The sequence below is a fragment of the Pseudomonas linyingensis genome (genome assembly GCF_900109175.1).
Lineage (GTDB): Bacteria > Pseudomonadota > Gammaproteobacteria > Pseudomonadales > Pseudomonadaceae > Geopseudomonas > Geopseudomonas linyingensis.
On sequence record NZ_FNZE01000021.1, the window covers coordinates 47,092 to 62,738 of the forward strand.

Consider the following 15,647-nt stretch of genomic DNA (forward strand, 5'->3'; position numbering starts at 1 on the left):
AATAAGAATCTGTCGGAGAAACTGCCATGAACACCACCTTCACCCGCCTCGCCCTCGCCGCCGCCGGTCTCGTCTTCGCCGGCCAACTGCTAGCCGCCGAGCCCAAGCGCCCCGAATGCATCGCCGCGGCCAAGCCTGGCGGCGGCTTCGACCTGACCTGCAAGCTGGCGCAGAGCGGCCTAAGGGATGCAGGCTTACTCAAGGCACCGATGCGCGTCACCTACATGCCCGGCGGGATCGGCGCAGTGGCCTACAACGCAGTGGTCGCCCAGCGGCCGAAGGAGGCTGGCACCATCATCGCCTTCTCCAGCGGCTCGCTGCTCAATCTGGCCCAAGGCAAGTTCGGCCGCTATGACGAAACTGCGGTCAAGTGGCTGGCCGCCATCGGCACCGATTACGGTGCCGTCATCGTGCGTGACGACTCCCCCTATAAAACCCTCAATGACTTGCTGGACGTCTTGAAGCAGGACCCGAGCAATCTGGTGATTGGTGCCGGGGGTACCATTGGTAGCCAGGACTGGATGCAGACCGCGCTGATCGCCCGTTCTGTCGGCGTCGACCCGCAGAAACTGCGCTATGTAGCCTTCGAGGGTGGTGGTGAGCCGATGACTGCCTTGCTTGGCAGCCATGTGCAGGCGGTTATCAGCGGTCTCAGCGAAGGCACCGCACAATTGGAGGCAGGAAAAGTACGAGTTCTCGCCGTACTGTCCGAGGAGCGCATGCCGGGCAAGCTGGCCGGCATCCCCACCGCGAAGGAACAGGGCTACAACATCACCTGGCCAATCGTTCGCGGCTTCTACATGGGACCAGAAGTCAAGGATGAGGATTACTCCTGGTGGAAAGGCCAGTTCGAGCAGATGCTGGCCAGCGACGACTTCGCCCAGCTGCGCCAGCAACGCGACCTGTTCCCCATGGCCATGACCGGCGACGAACTACGCGACTTCGTGTTCAAGCAGGTCGAGCAGTACAAGCAGTTGGCCGCCGAGTTCGGTCTGGTCCAGTAAGACGCCTGGCCGGAGAGGAGCCCCCTCCTCACCGGCCAGACCTCTCTCCCTGAGAGACCAGTCTTCCCATCCTTCCCAGGTACTTCGCCATGTATGACCGCCTGTTTGGCTCGGTCTGGTTGCTCCTGTGCGCCGGCCTCGCCCTGATCGCCTGGGGCTTCCAGGCTCCCTTCTCCTACGACCCGGTAGGGCCGCGAGCCTATCCGCTGCTGCTGCTCGCCCTGATCGCTGCCGGCTCACTCTGGATGCTGTGCAAACCCTCCGTGCTCCAGCATCTGCTTAGTGGCCGCCAGACCCTGCGCGCCCTGCTCTGCGTGGGCAGCATGCTGATCTACGCCTTCCTCTTTGAGCCGCTCGGCTTCATCCCCAGCACCGCCCTGGCAACGGCCGGCCTCGGCCTGCTGTTCGGCGGCCGCCCGCTGCCCTGCGCCATTTCCGGGGTGCTGATGGGGGGGCTGCTCTACGCCCTGTTCGATCTGCTGCTGGACGTGCCCCTGCCGCTGGGCGTGTTCGAATTCCTCGTGGAGTGACACCATGGAAACCTTGAACTTCCTGGCACAGGGCTTCGATGTCGCCCTGCGCCCGATCAACCTGTTGATGGCCCTGTTCGGTGCCTTCACCGGCACCATCGTCGGCATGCTCCCCGGCCTCGGCCCGATCAACGGCGTGGCGCTGCTGCTGCCGCTGGCCTTCGCCCTCGGCCTGCCGCCGGAAACCGCACTGATCCTGCTCGCCGCCGTCTACCTGGGCTGCGAGTACGGCGGGCGTATCTCCGCAATCCTGCTCAACGTGCCGGGCGACGCTGCGGCGATCATGACCACCATGGACGGCTACCCGCTGGCCAAGCAGGGCAAGGCCGGCATCGCCCTGTCGCTGTCGGCGATGAGCTCGTTCATCGGCAGTACCATCGCCACCCTCGGCGTGGTGCTGTTCGCCCCGCTGCTGGCCAAGTGGGCGGTGGCCTTCGGCCCGGCCGAGTACTTCGTACTGATGGTGTTCGCCATCACCTGCCTGGGCGGTCTGGTCGGCGACAAACCGGTGAAGACCCTGATGGCCGCGCTGATGGGCCTGGCCCTGGCCACCGTCGGCGTCGACTCCACCACCGGCGTGTACCGTTTCACCTTCGACAGCCTGGGCCTGTCTGATGGCATTCAATTCGTCATCGTGGTGATCGGCCTGTTCAGCGTCAGCGAGATCCTGCTGATGCTCGAGCAGACCCACAGCGGCCAGCAGGCGGTCAAGACCAGCGGCCGGCTCCTGTTCAACTTCCGCGAGTTCTGCCAGGTCGGCTGGACTGCGGTGCGCAGCGCCCTGAGCGGTTTCGTCATCGGCACCCTGCCCGGCGCCGGGGCGACCATCGCCAGCGCTATGGCCTATATCAACGAGAAGCGCATCGCCGGCTCATCCGGTCGTTTCGGCCAGGGCGATCTGCGCGGCCTGGCTGCACCCGAGGCGGCCAACAACGCCTCGGCCTGTGGCTCGCTGATCCCCATGCTGACCCTTGGCGTACCCGGTTCGGGCACCACCGCGGTGATGCTCGGCGCACTGACCCTGTACAACATCACTCCCGGCCCGCTGCTGTTCGAACAACAGCCAGACATCGTCTGGGGCCTGATTGCCTCGCTGTTCATCGGCAACGTTATCCTGCTGGTGATGAACATCCCGCTGGTAGGCCTGTTCTCGCGCATGCTCAGCGTGCCCAACTGGGTGCTGGTGCCGGCGATCATCATCGTCAGCATGGTCGGCGTCTATGCCGTGCACAGCACCGCCTTCGATCTGGTACTGATGATTGCCCTCGGCGTGTTCGGCTACCTGTTGCGCAAGATGGACTTCCCGTTGTCGGCGCTGATCCTCGGCTTCGTCCTCGGCGACTTGATGGAAGACAACCTGCGCCGCGCCCTGTCGATCTCCAGTGGTGAGCTGGGCATTCTCTGGGGCAGCCCGATCACCCTGGCCCTCTGGACACTGGTGGCGCTGATGCTGGTCATGCCCGGAATCCGCTGGTGGCGTGCACGCGGTAAGGCCCGGATCACCGATGCCGCTGCGCTTTGAGATCCTCGCCACGCCCCTGATCGGAGCCTGCGGCGGATATTTGGCCAGCCTCGCCGGCTGGCCACTGCCGTGGCTGGTCGGGGCCCTGCTGGCGGTGATCATCGTGCGTTGTTGCGGCTGGCGGCTGGCCGAACTGCCAGGCGGCCGCCAAACCGGCCAGTTGCTGATAGCCAGCGGTCTCGGCCTGCACTTCACTACCGAGGTACTGGCGCAGATAAGCGAGCATCTCAGCATGATCATGCTGGGGGCGCTGGCGACACTGCTGCTCAGCCTCATCGGGATTGCGTTGCTACGGCAGGCAGGCCTAGACCGGGCAACCGCCTTCTTCGCCAGCATGCCTGGCGGGGCCAGTGAAATGGTCAATCTCGCCCGACGCAATCAGGCCCATGCGGCACAAGTGGCCGCGGCCCACAGCCTGCGCCTGTTGCTGGTGGTCTTACTGATTCCGGCCCTTTTCAACTGGGGCCTGCCGACGACCACTGCCCCGCAGCCACAGCCAGTGGACTGGTATTGGCTTTCGGTACTGCTGCCAACAGGCGCACTGCTGGCCTTGCTATGGAAGCATCTGCGCCAACCGAACCCCTGGATGCTAGGCCCTCTGCTGGTCTGCGCAACGGCCAGCAGCAGTTTTGATCTGCACATGGGTCTGCCTCCGGTTGCCGGTCCACTCGGCCAGTGGCTGATCGGCTGTGCGCTGGGTTGCCATTTCGATCGTCAGTTCTTCCGTACGGCACCTGCATTTCTTGCGCGCATCCTGCTGTTCACCCTGCTGGCCATGCTGTCTGCCGCAGCTCTGGCGAGAATACTGGGCTGGCTGGCTGACGAGGATCACCTCTCACTGATGCTGGGCATGATGCCCGGCGGCATAACCGAACTGTGCCTGACCGCCGAGGCCTTACAACTGTCGGTGGCCCTAGTCACAGCGCTGCAGGTGTTGCGCTTGTTCCTAGTAATGTTTCTCGCCGAACCGCTGTTCCGCCTGTGGCAGCGATGGAGCTGAACCAGCAGCAATGACCAGGACTTGGCCCGCATTCGTGCGGGTCTTTTTGGGGGACTATTGACAGCGCCTGGTAGGCCACCAGCAACTCCTGCAGTCTAACTGCATGATCCTCTACAGCTTCCCCCGGTTGCAGAGCAGCTAGCGGCTCTGCTTGACCAGCAGACGGCGCTCACCGCAACCCGGCGAGCCGACCGCACATGACTGATTGGCTGCAGTGGCGGCACCTGCGGGTCAGGCGCGAGGCCGGTGCCAGCCAAGGAGTCTGCTCTATGACACGCCCCCACTTTAGTCAACCCACATAGCGGACAGGCAGTCGCCCCGCTCATACCGATCTCGGTCACGCATGAGGCGAATGCGTCGGTCATGAATCAGGAGTTCGGCTGCTGACAGCGATCAGAACGCGGCAGGTACGCGTGAGGGTGTGTTCGGCGGATTGGCTGCTGGCTACGACGGCGTCGCCGCCTGACATAAAGCGACAAAATCAATAGGGCACGGTGACAGAAGGGAACGGCAAAGCCTGGGAGGCTACATACGAAAAGCCCCCTGCCGACGGGGCGATTGCCACGTCGGCAGGGGGCTTCTCTGGAGCTAGAAAGAAAAGACTGGCGCCCTTCTTTCAGTCGTCGCCAAGCTTGAGCGTATTGGGCTGACGCTTTTCAATGGCCGACTTGAGCAATGCAGCGCTGCGGAAGATGCCGTGAGCGAACTTGCTATAGGGCATGGTCAGGAAGAAGGCCATCACCAACCCCAAATGGGTCGCCAGCAGCAAGGCCAGTGCGCTGGTTTCACGTCCGGCCAGCAGTGCCAGGCCACTCAAGCTCACCAGAAACAGCAGGGCGATGAACCCTCGATCCATCGGTCGCTGGTTGACGTCACCATGCTCAGGATGACGACGATAGTTCAGCCACAGCAGACCGGCGGGACCGATCAGCAGGCCGATGCCGCCGAAGATGCCCAGCAGTACCGGCAAACTGGTAACCGGGTAAGGCGCCGCCCAACCTAAGAGATAGTGGTAGAGCGTGGCCACGCTGGTAGCGGCAAAGCACAGCAGGAAGCCGTAGAAGGTCAGGTGATGGAAGCGCCGGCGCCAAAGGGTGAACTTGTCGTCAGCGTTATTGCAGCCCTGCCCATGACCGCCGTCCAGGTACTTCAGCTCGAGTACCGCCTGGGTTGCTTCCAGCGCCGCCGCGTTGACATTCACCTCGGGAGCTCCGGGCGGCGAGACATTGCGCCAGAATCGGCGCACACCGAGGGCCAGGGCCAGCATGGCAAAGCCAAACACTGAGCCGAACATCAGCACGAGAGTGTTGTGCGGGAAGATCGCATAGAAATCGCCGCCTGTCACCGGGGCAAACAGGTTGCCACTGGCGGCCATGGTCAGGATCAGGAACAGCACCAAGGCGGCCGCACTGGCCAGCGCCAAGGTCAGGCCATTGCGCTTGTACAGCCTGCCGAACGCCGCCGGCCAGGCATATTCGGCATAGGTTTCCAAACGTACCTTGGCCATGGCCTGCGGCACATTGACTGCAAACTCGTGAGGGGCCGTGTACTGGCAGGCATGCAGACAGGCGCCGCAGTTGTGGCAGAGATTGGCCAGATAATGGATGTCCGCCTGACCGAACTCCAGGCGCCGAGTCATCGCCGGGAACACGGCACAGAAGCCTTCGCAGTAGCGGCAGGAGTTGCAGATGGTCATCTGCCGCTCTACTTCTGTCTCGGCCAGATTAAGCACGGGGATGAGGTTGCTGGTCTCGCCCACCGGGTCTTGGCCCTGTTGGGCACGGGGATCAAACATTTGCATGGTCGTGTCCTGCTGTCACTGCGTGGGTACGGTAACCGGCTGCCATAGCTGCCTGGGTGCCGGCTATGCGCCCGAAGGCGGTGCCAATGGCCATACCGATGCCTGCCGTATAGCCCTTGCCGAGCACATTGCCGGCCATCATCTCGCCGGCCACGAACAGGTTGGGACTGGGCTTGCCGGTAAAATGCACCACCGCATGCTCATTGGTCTTCAACCCGAGGTAGGTGAAGGTGACTCCGGGCCGCAAGGGATAGCCGTAGAACGGCGGCGTATCGATCGGTCGCGCCCAGTGGGTCTTGGCTGGGCTGAGTCCCTCGGTATGGCAGTCGTCGAGCGCCGTATGGTCAAAGGTGCCAACCCGGCAGGCCCGGTTGTAGTCCTCGACAGTTTTCACGAACTCGGCCTCAGGAAGCTCGAGCTGACGTGCCAGCTCGCCAAGACTGTTGGCCTTGGTGCCCGGGAACACCGGCGGCATGAAGCTGCCGACGGACTTGCGGTCAATGATGGAAAAACCGATCTGGCCGGGCTGCTGGGCCACCAAACGGCCCCAGATGGCGTAGCGCTTGGGCCAGAAATCCTCGCCTTCGTCGTAGAAGCGCCGGCCTTCACGATTGACTACCACCCCCAACGATACGCAGTCGATACGCGTGCAGATACCACCGTCATACAACGGTGCGCGCGCGTCGATGGCCACCATATGCGCCTGGGTCGGGTCCCCGATGGCGTCGGCGCCCAGCTCGATCATGCGCCGCAGCAGGACACCCGTATTGAAGCGCGTACCGCGGATCAGGAAGTTGTCCGATGGCCACTCGCCGCGCTCGTTCTGCCCCCAAGCCTCGCGCAGCCATTCGCGGTTGGACTCGAAACCGCCCGCCGCCAGAACGCAGCTCCGCGCCTCGATGCGCTCGGCGGGCAGGCGCTGGCCATCGACCACGCGCTCGGCGATATGTGCTGCGATGAAGCGCCCATCCTGCAACTCGATGTCGGCCACCGGGACATCGTAACGGACCTGCACACCGAGACTTTCAGCACTGCGGTAATAGGCATTAACCAGCGCCTTGCCGCCGCCCATGAAAAAGGCATTGGTGCGCGCCACATGCAGTGCCCCCGATAGCGGCGGCTGAAAATGCACGCCGTGAGAACGCATCCAGTCGCGGCAGGACGACGAGGCGCGTATGGCAATGCGCGCCAGCCTCTCATTAGTGATGCCGCCGGTGACCTTCAGCAGGTCCTGCCAGTACTCCTCCTCCGGATAGGCATCGATCAGCACATCCTGCGGCGCCTCGTGCATGCAACGCAGGTTGCGGGTGTGCTGGGAATTGCCGCCGCGCCATTCACGCGGCGAACTCTCCAGCACGAGTACTCGGGCCCCCGCTTCCCGGGCCATGAGGGCAGCACAAAGCGCGGCATTGCCACCGCCCACTACCAGTACATCGATCATGTTGTCTCCTCGTCGGTGAGGAGACAAGTTGGAAGGGACTCCTCACGCTTGGCGCGACTCTAGGGCGCCAGACGCACTGCCGACAGGCGACATCCTGCATGAGGTGTTTAGTTTTACTAAAGACTTTCTGCTCGGCAGCCTACCCTTCGATCCAACTCGCACCCGGCCACTGCCCGGTGCGGACCAGATCGCGAGCCACATCGACGATGACCACCCTCGCGGCCAGGGCAGCCGGCGACAGCTCGTCGTCAGACAGACTCGCCAGCAGGTTACGCCGTCCAACATGAGAGTCAGCAATCGGCACCACGATCAAACCGCTTTCCGCGGAATGCGCTGCCGCCGCTCCCGGCTGGATGGTGGCAGCATGGCCGGCACGCACTGCATCCATAAGCACGGCCAGACCATCGATATCCATGACCACGTTGGGTCTGACTCCCGAACTTTCGAAAGCAGCCGCCAGGCTGGCACGCAGGCCGTGCTGGGCACTTGGCAGGATCAATGGCAACTCCGCCAGCTCGGCCAGCTGGACACACTCGCCCCCCGGAACACCGGGCAAGCCAGGAGCGGCGATGACGAACAATTGCTCGTCCAGCAGCGGCCGGACACTCCAGCGCCGCCCGGTATCGATCTGGAATAGCACAGCAAGATCCAGCTGGCGGGCATTGAGCTGGCTGACCAGATAGCCGGAGAGCATCTCCACCAGATGCAACTGAATATCTGGATAGCGCGCACGCATCGCCTCGATCAACGGCAGCGCCAGCACCTTGGCTGTGGTCGGTGCCAGACCGACACTCACATGACCGCTCATGCGCCCCCGTTGTGCGGCACTGATCGCCAGCTCGGCCTGGCGCAGCGTCAGTTGGGCATGATGCAGGAAGGCAATACCTGCATTGGTCGGTACCACGCCAGTACTGGTGCGATTCAACAGACGGGTACTGAGCTCGTTCTCCAGTTTGCTGATCTGCTGGCTTAGCGCCGAAGTACCCACCTCGAGCTCCAGAGCGGCCCGCCCGAGGCTTTTGCACTCAACCACTTTGAGAAAATAACGTAACTGCCTCAGCTCCATAGCCCCTAAGCCTCAAGACCACGTGAAAAAATCGTATCGCCTCTCAGCCTGTTCAAGATCTTTTGCACTATGCATAAACGCCCGATGCGAAAGACCCTTTACCCAAGCTACATCAGTCGCGAACAGCTTGAGCGGATCAAGTCGCTACTAGAAAGCGTGCGCAAGAAGACCACCCCGGTACAGACGATCCGTACTAGGCCTGCTGGGCGGTACTGTACCTCTAAGCACCGGCCGCGCGGCAGGGTCCGTCCCCCTGGCTTATCCTCAAGCCAGTCTGGACTGCCGCTGGAGTCCCCATGCCCCGCCTCGCCCTCTCCACCCGCTCGCTCGGTCTGCTGCTCTCCCTGCTGGTGCTGGCAGCCTGCAGCCGGATCGAGCTGGTCTACCGCAACCTCGACTGGCTGATCCCCTGGAGGCTGGACAACTACCTGAGCCTCGACAGCGGACAGAGCGCCTGGCTGGATGCCCGACTGGACGAGCACCTGCGCTGGCACTGCAGAAGCGAGTTGCCCCGCTATATCGACTGGCTCGAACGCCACCGCGTCCTGCTCGCCGGCAACCCCGACGCCGGGCAGCTGGTGGGACCGATGGGCGAGGCCCGCGCACTGCTGCAAGCGAGCCTGCGCCACGTGGCCGCGGACGGCGCCGAGCTGCTGACCGGGCTCAGCGCCGCGCAGATCGCCGAACTGGACCAGCGCCTGAGCGCGGAGCGGACCAGGCTGAGCGAGCAGCACCTGGTCGGCCGCCTGGAGCAACGCCTGCAGCGTCGGGCCACCCGCATGGAGCGGCGCCTGGAGGACTGGCTCGGCCCGCTGCACCCGCTGCAGCGCGCCTATCTGCGCCTGTGGGCAACGCGCCAGGAGGCCAACGTGCAGCCCTGGCTGGCCTGGCGCGAGCGCTGGCAGGCGCAGTTGCTGGACAGCCTGCGTCAACCCCGCAGCGATCAACTGGCTGCCCGTCTCGAACCCCTGCTGGGCAACCCCGAGCGTTACTGGGACGACGACTACCGGCGCGCGGTGAACCGCGCCCAGCGGGGCCTGGCCGAGCTGTTCAGCGAACTGTGGGCCAGCGCCACGCCGGCCCAGCGCGCGCACCTGCAACACCGTCTGGATGCCGTGCGCACGGATCTCGACGGCCTGGTGTGCGGCAGCTGAACTCAGATTGCCGGCAGGCGCCAGTCGATGGCCGTCAGCCCATGCTGTTCGAGGAACTTGTTGGTGCGGGCGAAGTGGCCGTTGCCGATAAAGCCGCGGTGCGCCGACAGCGGCGAGGGGTGCGGCGAGCGCAGGATCAGGTGCTTGGTCGGGTCGATCAGGCGCTCCTTGCTCTGCGCATGGGCGCCCCACAGCAGGAACACCAGGTGCGGCCGCTCGCGGCTGACCACCTCGATCACCTTGTCGGTGAACGGCTGCCAGCCGGCGCTGGCGTGGGAACCGGCCTTGCCCTGCTCGACGGTCAGCGAGGTGTTGAGCAGCAGCACGCCCTGCTCGGCCCAGTGCTGCAGGCAGCCGTGGTTGGGCGGGTCGATGTTCAGGTCGCGCTTGAGCTCCTTGAAGATGTTCTGCAGCGACGGCGGCACCGGCACGCCCGGCTGCACCGAGAAGCACAGACCGTGGGCCTGGCCTGGGCCATGGTAGGGGTCCTGGCCGATGATCACCACCTTGACCCGCTCCAGCGGCGTCGTATTCAGCGCATTGAAGATCAGCCCGCCGGGCGGAAATATCTCCTTGCCGGCGGCCTTCTCGCTGCGCAGGAACTCGCCCAGCGTCTGCATGTAGGGCTTGTCGAATTCCTCGCCGAGAACGGCCTTCCAGCCCGGTTCGAGTTTGATGCGATCCTGCGCGGCGCTCATGGCAGACCTCTGCGTGCAAACGAAAGCGGCACCCTAGAGACGCCCCTCCGGCAAGTCAAGGCGCGACCTTCGGCGCGGGAGGGATAGCGACCGAAGTCGCGGCCCGGCCACCTTAAAAGCGCATGGGCCACCCCGGCACGCCGGCGTACAACAACGCCCTCCCCCATCACAAGGAAAGGTGTCCATGCGCCGACTCGTCTGCTTCAGCCTGCTGCTGCTCGGTTTCGCCGTTCACGCCGCGCCGACCGCCGATCCCCTGCGGATCGGCCTCAGCTACCCACGCACCGGCAACGACAAGGCCGAGGGCCTCGAGCAGATGCGCGGCGCCCTGCTGGCGGTCGACGAGATCAACGCCGGCGGCGGCGTGCTCGGCCGTCCGCTGCGCCTGGAAACCGCCAACAGCGCCTCGCGGGCGGAAACCGCGGTGAAGAATGTCGACCGCCTGCAGGCGCGCGGTGTGGTCATGGTGTTCGGCGGCGCCACCAGCGAAGAGGTGCTCGCCGCCAGCCAGCGCGCCCGCGAGCACGGCCTGCTGTACTTCGCCACCCTCGCCTACGCCAACGAGGTGACCGGCCAGCACGGCCACCGCTACCTGTTCCGCGAGTCGGGCAGTGCACACATGAGCGCCCGGGTCCTGGGCGAGTACCTGGCCATCAATCAGCCGCGCCGGCGCTATTTCCACATCACCCGCGACGATGCCTGGGGCAACAGCATGGAGCGCGCGCTGCGCGACAGCACCGCCACCCAGGACAAGGCGCGACATGGCCGGCGCAGCCTGGCGGCCAACGCGGCGCGCCTGGCGGACATGCGCAAAGCCCTGGAGGCCGCCAGCAAGAGCGAGGCGGACATGCTGGTGCTCAACCTGCTCGGCAACGACCTGGTCAAGATGCTGCGCCTGATCGAGCAGCAGGGCCTCAACCGCCGCCTGCAGATCATCGTGCCGCACCTGACCAAGCCGCTGGTCGAACAGGCCGGGCCGGCCCTGATGGCCGGCGTCATCGGCACCGAGACCTGGACCTGGCGGGTCGCCGAGCTGGAGAAGAGCGCGGCCGGAACGAACTTCGTCAAGACCTTCATCGCCCAGCACCAGGAGTATCCCGGCAGCACCGCCGCCTCCACCTACGCCATCGTCCGCCAGTGGGCTGCGGCCGTGGAGCGCGCCCGCAGCAGCGACAGCCAGGCGGTGATCCAGGCGCTCGAGGGCCACCAGTACCAGCTGCTCAAGGGGCCGCAGGAATGGCGCGCCTTCGATCACCAGAACCTGCAGGACATCTACGCGGTACGCGTGCGCCCGCGCGACGAGATCATGAAGGGACGGCTGAAACAGGATTACTTCGAGATCATCTACCGCATGAAGGGCGAGCAGGCTGCGGTTTCCCTGGAAGACTGGGAGCAGGAACGCGACAGCCTGACTCTCGAGTAAGCCTCTGATTTTTCGATGAAAAGGCTCTGATCCGGGGGTTTCAGGGCAGAGCCGGGCAAGCGCCACGCAACTGACCGGCAGAGCGGCACAGCCGGTCTGGAGCGTGCGTGACGCACATCACAAAACACCCCATCCCCGCGCTAGACCAACATCTAATGCCCCCCATCTTCGCCGCCGCGTACAAGACGCTTGGGCATATATAACAACGATCTGGAGGCCCCATGAAGCGCACTCTTACGGCTCTAGCCCTGTGGGCCGGACTTTGCACCACTGCCAGTGCTGTAGATCCGATCACCCTCGGGCTGAACTACCCCCGCACCGGCAGCTACAAGGAAGAAGGCCTCGCTCAGATGCGCGGCGCCCTGCTGGCGATCGACGAACTGAATGCCAAGGGTGGCGTACTCGGCCGGCCGCTGCGCATGATCAGCCGCGATACCGCCTCGCGCCCGGAAAAGGCGGTGAACAATGTCAACCGCCTGATCGATGACGGCGCGGCGATGCTGTTCGGCGGCTCGTCCAGCGCCGTGGCGATCGCCGCCAGCAAGCGCGCCAGGGAACGCGGCATCCTCTACTTCGGCACCCTCACCTACTCCAACGACACCACCGGCAAGAACGGCCATCGCTACATGTTCCGCGAGTGCAACAACGCGTGGATGAGCGCCCGGGTGCTCGGCGAGTACCTGTCCAAGACCCTGCCGAACAAGCGCTACTTCTACATCACCTCGGACTACACCTGGGGCACCACCACCGAAAGCTCACTGCGCCAGACCACCGGCAGCACCGACACCAGCAAGCATCCCAGTATCAAGGTGCCGTTCCCCGGCGCCCGTCTGGCCGACTATCGCGATGCACTGACCCAGGCGGCCAGCAGCGACGCCGAAGTACTCACCCTGGTGCTGTTCGGCGACGACCTGGTGCGCGCCATGCGCATTGCCGAGGATCTCGGCCTGACCCAACGCATGCAGATCGTCGCGCCCAACCTGACCCAGAGCATCGTCGAACAGGGCGGCCCCGGCCTGATGCAGGGCGTCATCGGCACCGAGCCGTGGACCTGGCGCGTACCGGAGCTGGAAAAGTCCGAGCCCGGTATGGCCTTCGTCAAGAACTTCAGCGAACGCTACGACCTCTACCCGTCCAGCTCGGCCGCATCGGCCTACAGCATCGTGCACCAGTGGGCCGACGCGGCCACCCGCGCGCGCACCCTGGACAGCGAAAGCCTGATCAACGCCCTGGAAGGCCACAAGTACCAGCTGCTCAAGGGACCGCAGGAGTGGCGTGCCCTGGACCACCAGAACCTGCAGACGGTCTATGCGGTGAAGGTGAAATCCCGTGACGAGATCATGAAGGACCGTTCCAAGCAGGACTACTTCGAGATCGTCGGCCGCCTGGAGGGCGCCCTCGCCGCCCAGACTCCGGAAGAGTGGAAGCAGGAGCGCACCGCTGCCGGCCAGCCGCCGCAGCTGCAGTAAACCTCCCTCGCCCAGCCTGCCTTCGCTGTCCACGCCCGTGGCTTCGACGGCAGGCGGTCACCCCGGCACTGGACACCCCGAGCCGGGCCAGCTAAAAGAAGCTCATCCCTTGCAGTTGCGCACCAGACTGAGCATCCGCCTCCCGGGTGGCCGCAGCTGGGAATCCCGGCAGGTGCGGCACACCCGCCCGACGCCCGAGGATTGACATGAGCAACGCCGTCGAACCCTACAAGTCCGCCCCCTTCGACCTGACCCACAAGCTGACCGTGGAAAAGCACGGCCACACCGCACTGGTCACCATCAACAATCCTCCCGCCAACACCTGGGATCGTGACTCGCTGATCGGCCTGCGCCAACTGGTCGAGCACCTCAACCGCGACGACGACATCTACGCCCTGGTAATCAGCGGCCAGGGCGGCAAGTTCTTCAGCGCCGGCGCCGACCTCAAGCTGTTCGCCGACGGCGACAAGGCCCGCGCCCGCAGCATGGCGCGCCTGTTCGGCGAAGCCTTCGAGGCGCTGCGCGACTTCCGCGGCGTCAGCATCGCCGCGATCAACGGCTACGCCATGGGCGGTGGTCTGGAGTGCGCGCTGGCCTGCGACATCCGCATCGCCGAGCGCCAGGCGCAGCTGGCCCTGCCGGAGGCCGGGGTCGGCCTGCTGCCCTGCGCAGGCGGCACCCAGCACCTGGCCTGGCTGGTCGGCGAGGGCTGGGCCAAGCGCATGATCCTCTGCGGCGAGCGCCTGGATGCGGAAACCGCCCTGCGCATCGGCCTGGTCGAGCAGGTGGTCGACAGCGGCGAGGCCCGCGGCCATGCCCTGCTGCTGGCGGCGCGGGTGGCCCGACAGAGCCCGGTGGCGGTACGCACCATCAAGCCGCTGATCCAGGGCGCCCGCCAGCGTGGTCCGAGCAGCTGGCTGGCCGAGGAGCGCGAGCGCTTCGTCGACCTGTTCGACGCCGACGACACCCGCGAAGGGGTCAACGCCTTCCTGGAAAAACGCGATCCGCACTGGCGCAACCGCTGACGCGTGCGACAAGCGCGGGAGACGCTGCAATGAACGTGATTTTCGAAGAACGCCCCAGCCGCCACGGCTACCGCATCGGCATCGCCACCCTAGATGCCGAGAAGAGCCTCAATGCCGTGTCGCTGCCGATGATCGAGGCGCTCGACCACCACCTGCATGCCTGGCAGGACGATACCGAGATCGCCTGCGTGGTGCTGCGCGCCCGCGGCAGCAAGGCCTTCAGCGCTGGCGGCGACGTCCGTCATCTGGCCGAAGCCTGCTGCGCCCACCCCGGCGAGGTGCCGCCGCTGGCGCGACGCTTCTTCGCCGACGAATACCGCCTGTACCAGCGCCTGCACCACTACCGCAAGCCGCTGCTGTGCTGGGGCCACGGCTACGTGATGGGCGGTGGCCTGGGCCTGATGCAGAGCGCCAGCCTGCGCATCGTCACGCCCTCGAGTCGCCTGGCCATGCCGGAAATCGGCATCGGCCTGTACCCGGACGTCGGCGCCAGTTGGTTCCTCAATCGCCTGCCCGGCCGCCTCGGCCTGTTCCTCGGTCTCAGCGCCTGCCAGCTCAACGCCCGCGACGCCCTCGACCTCGACCTCGCCGACCGCTTCCTGCTCGACAGCCAGCAGGACGCCCTGCTGCATGGCCTGGTCCAGTTGAACTGGAGCGAGCAGGCCGACAGCCAGTTGCACAGCCTGCTGCAAGCGCTGGAAAACGAGGCGCTGGCGCAACTGCCCAGCGCCCAGCTGCTGCCGCGCCGCGAACGGATCGACCGCCTGCTCGACGTCAGCGACCTGCCGGCGGCCTGGCAGGCGCTGACCGCGCTGAAGGACGACAGCGACCCGCTGCTGGCCCGCGCCGGCGCGACCCTGGGCGCCGGCTGCCCGCTCACCGCCCATCTGGTCTGGGAACAGCTGCGCCGGGCGCCCTTCCTCTCGCTGGCCGACGTGTTCCGCATGGAGTACGCGATGAGCCTGAACTGCTGCCGCCACCCGGAGTTCGCCGAAGGCGTGCGCGCGCGGCTGATCGACAAGGACAACCGGCCGCGCTGGCACTGGCCGGACGTGGCCGCCATCCCCGTAGCCGCCATCGAGGCCCACTTCGCCCCGACCTGGGAGGGCGAGCATCCACTGGCCGACCTCAGTGACGACTGAAGCGGCACTGACACCGGAATGATCTTGCCCAGTTCCAGTGGACACCCCGTTAAGCGATAAACTGCAACGAGGTGAACCATGGCAAGACAAGCAACCCCGATGAAGCAAACCCGCACCCGTCATTCCCAAGCCTACAAGGACGAAGCACTGGCTTTGGCCGAGCGAATCGGCGTCAGTAAGGCTGCCGAACAGCTCGGCCTCCATGCATCCCAGCTCTACGGCTGGCGGAGCAAGAAGCAGCAGACCCAGACCAGCAGCGAGCGCGAGCAGTCGCTGGCCGACGAGAACGCCCGGCTCAAGCGGCTGCTGGCTGAGCAAGCTGAGGAGCTGGCCATTGTAAAAAAGGCCGCCGCGTACTTTGCCAAAAGCCTC

Annotated in this window: 13 protein-coding genes and 1 pseudogene; 10 read left to right on the top strand and 4 right to left on the bottom strand. The window is 65.2% G+C overall.

The window, feature by feature from the left end; genetic code table 11:
* The first annotated feature begins 26 nt into the window (after positions 1-26).
* The 4 genes from BMZ19_RS19820 (at position 27) to BMZ19_RS19835 (ending at position 4,056) form a co-directional block, all read left to right on the top strand.
* On the top strand, positions 27-1,004 hold the full coding sequence (locus BMZ19_RS19820; RefSeq protein ID WP_090313308.1) for a Bug family tripartite tricarboxylate transporter substrate binding protein: 978 nt from the start codon (positions 27-29) through the stop codon (positions 1,002-1,004).
* Positions 1,005-1,093: 89 nt separating this feature from the next.
* Entirely contained in the window at positions 1,094-1,534 is a 441-nt protein-coding gene (locus BMZ19_RS19825; RefSeq protein WP_090313309.1) for a tripartite tricarboxylate transporter TctB family protein, read from the top strand.
* Positions 1,535-1,538: 4 nt separating this feature from the next.
* The gene (locus BMZ19_RS19830) at positions 1,539-3,056 is read left to right on the top strand and encodes a tripartite tricarboxylate transporter permease (protein ID WP_090313310.1); all 1,518 of its coding nucleotides are present in this window, start codon (positions 1,539-1,541) and stop codon (positions 3,054-3,056) included.
* The gene (locus BMZ19_RS19835) at positions 3,040-4,056 is read left to right on the top strand and encodes an AbrB family transcriptional regulator (RefSeq protein ID WP_090313311.1); all 1,017 of its coding nucleotides are present in this window, start codon (positions 3,040-3,042) and stop codon (positions 4,054-4,056) included. The genes BMZ19_RS19830 and BMZ19_RS19835 overlap by 17 nt, the downstream gene beginning before the upstream one ends.
* Before the next feature lie 616 nt (positions 4,057-4,672).
* Here BMZ19_RS19835 and tcuB read toward each other — a convergent pair.
* The 3 genes from tcuB to BMZ19_RS19850 all read right to left on the bottom strand — a co-directional run bounded on the left by tcuB (position 4,673) and on the right by BMZ19_RS19850 (position 8,364).
* Positions 4,673-5,857, bottom strand: a complete 1,185-nt coding sequence (gene tcuB, locus BMZ19_RS19840) for a tricarballylate utilization 4Fe-4S protein TcuB (RefSeq protein ID WP_090313312.1) — start codon at positions 5,855-5,857, stop codon at positions 4,673-4,675.
* Complete coding sequence (tcuA, locus tag BMZ19_RS19845; protein WP_090313313.1) at positions 5,844-7,298, bottom strand: FAD-dependent tricarballylate dehydrogenase TcuA; 1,455 nt, start codon at positions 7,296-7,298, stop codon at positions 5,844-5,846. The genes tcuB and tcuA overlap by 14 nt, the downstream gene beginning before the upstream one ends.
* 139 nt (positions 7,299-7,437) lie before the next feature.
* Positions 7,438-8,364 (bottom strand): LysR substrate-binding domain-containing protein, encoded by a 927-nt coding sequence (locus BMZ19_RS19850; RefSeq protein ID WP_090313314.1) that lies wholly within the window; start codon positions 8,362-8,364, stop codon positions 7,438-7,440.
* A 296-nt stretch (positions 8,365-8,660) separates the two neighbouring features.
* On the opposite strand from BMZ19_RS19850, the gene BMZ19_RS19855 reads away from it, so the two are divergent.
* Positions 8,661-9,518, top strand: a complete 858-nt coding sequence (locus BMZ19_RS19855; protein ID WP_090313315.1) for a DUF6279 family lipoprotein — start codon at positions 8,661-8,663, stop codon at positions 9,516-9,518.
* Positions 9,519-9,520: 2 nt separating this feature from the next.
* Here BMZ19_RS19855 and ung read toward each other — a convergent pair whose 3' ends face one another.
* The gene (ung, locus tag BMZ19_RS19860; RefSeq protein WP_090313316.1) at positions 9,521-10,216 is read right to left on the bottom strand and encodes a uracil-DNA glycosylase; all 696 of its coding nucleotides are present in this window, start codon (positions 10,214-10,216) and stop codon (positions 9,521-9,523) included.
* Between the two features lie 184 nt (positions 10,217-10,400).
* Here ung and BMZ19_RS19865 point away from each other — a divergent pair, with 184 nt between their 5' ends.
* From BMZ19_RS19865 to BMZ19_RS19885, 5 genes and pseudogenes are all read left to right on the top strand, one after another.
* Positions 10,401-11,639: an ABC transporter substrate-binding protein gene (locus BMZ19_RS19865; RefSeq protein WP_090313317.1), complete on the top strand. Its 1,239-nt coding sequence runs from the start codon at positions 10,401-10,403 to the stop codon at positions 11,637-11,639.
* Between the two features lie 221 nt (positions 11,640-11,860).
* Positions 11,861-13,108, top strand: a complete 1,248-nt coding sequence (locus BMZ19_RS19870; RefSeq protein ID WP_090313318.1) for an ABC transporter substrate-binding protein — start codon at positions 11,861-11,863, stop codon at positions 13,106-13,108.
* Between the two features lie 206 nt (positions 13,109-13,314).
* Complete coding sequence (locus BMZ19_RS19875; RefSeq protein WP_090313319.1) at positions 13,315-14,133, top strand: enoyl-CoA hydratase; 819 nt, start codon at positions 13,315-13,317, stop codon at positions 14,131-14,133.
* Positions 14,134-14,162: 29 nt separating this feature from the next.
* The gene (locus BMZ19_RS19880) at positions 14,163-15,275 is read left to right on the top strand and encodes an enoyl-CoA hydratase/isomerase family protein (RefSeq protein ID WP_090313320.1); all 1,113 of its coding nucleotides are present in this window, start codon (positions 14,163-14,165) and stop codon (positions 15,273-15,275) included.
* A gap of 78 nt (positions 15,276-15,353) precedes the next feature.
* A pseudogene (locus BMZ19_RS19885) lies at positions 15,354-15,647 on the top strand (transposase); the annotation flags it as partial.

Bases quoted from the DNA above. Each gene is read 5' to 3' on its own strand.
- BMZ19_RS19820 (WP_090313308.1), top strand. From the start codon at position 27: ATGAACACCACCTTCACCCGCCTCGCCCTCGCCGCCGCCGGTCTCGTC.
- BMZ19_RS19825 (WP_090313309.1), top strand. From the start codon at position 1,094: ATGTATGACCGCCTGTTTGGCTCGGTCTGGTTGCTCCTGTGCGCCGGC.
- BMZ19_RS19830 (WP_090313310.1), top strand. From the start codon at position 1,539: ATGGAAACCTTGAACTTCCTGGCACAGGGCTTCGATGTCGCCCTGCGC.
- BMZ19_RS19835 (WP_090313311.1), top strand. From the start codon at position 3,040: ATGCCGCTGCGCTTTGAGATCCTCGCCACGCCCCTGATCGGAGCCTGC.
- tcuB (WP_090313312.1), bottom strand. From the start codon at position 5,857: ATGCAAATGTTTGATCCCCGTGCCCAACAGGGCCAAGACCCGGTGGGC.
- tcuA (WP_090313313.1), bottom strand. From the start codon at position 7,298: ATGATCGATGTACTGGTAGTGGGCGGTGGCAATGCCGCGCTTTGTGCT.
- BMZ19_RS19850 (WP_090313314.1), bottom strand. From the start codon at position 8,364: ATGGAGCTGAGGCAGTTACGTTATTTTCTCAAAGTGGTTGAGTGCAAA.
- BMZ19_RS19855 (WP_090313315.1), top strand. From the start codon at position 8,661: ATGCCCCGCCTCGCCCTCTCCACCCGCTCGCTCGGTCTGCTGCTCTCC.
- ung (WP_090313316.1), bottom strand. From the start codon at position 10,216: ATGAGCGCCGCGCAGGATCGCATCAAACTCGAACCGGGCTGGAAGGCC.
- BMZ19_RS19865 (WP_090313317.1), top strand. From the start codon at position 10,401: ATGCGCCGACTCGTCTGCTTCAGCCTGCTGCTGCTCGGTTTCGCCGTT.
- BMZ19_RS19870 (WP_090313318.1), top strand. From the start codon at position 11,861: ATGAAGCGCACTCTTACGGCTCTAGCCCTGTGGGCCGGACTTTGCACC.
- BMZ19_RS19875 (WP_090313319.1), top strand. From the start codon at position 13,315: ATGAGCAACGCCGTCGAACCCTACAAGTCCGCCCCCTTCGACCTGACC.
- BMZ19_RS19880 (WP_090313320.1), top strand. From the start codon at position 14,163: ATGAACGTGATTTTCGAAGAACGCCCCAGCCGCCACGGCTACCGCATC.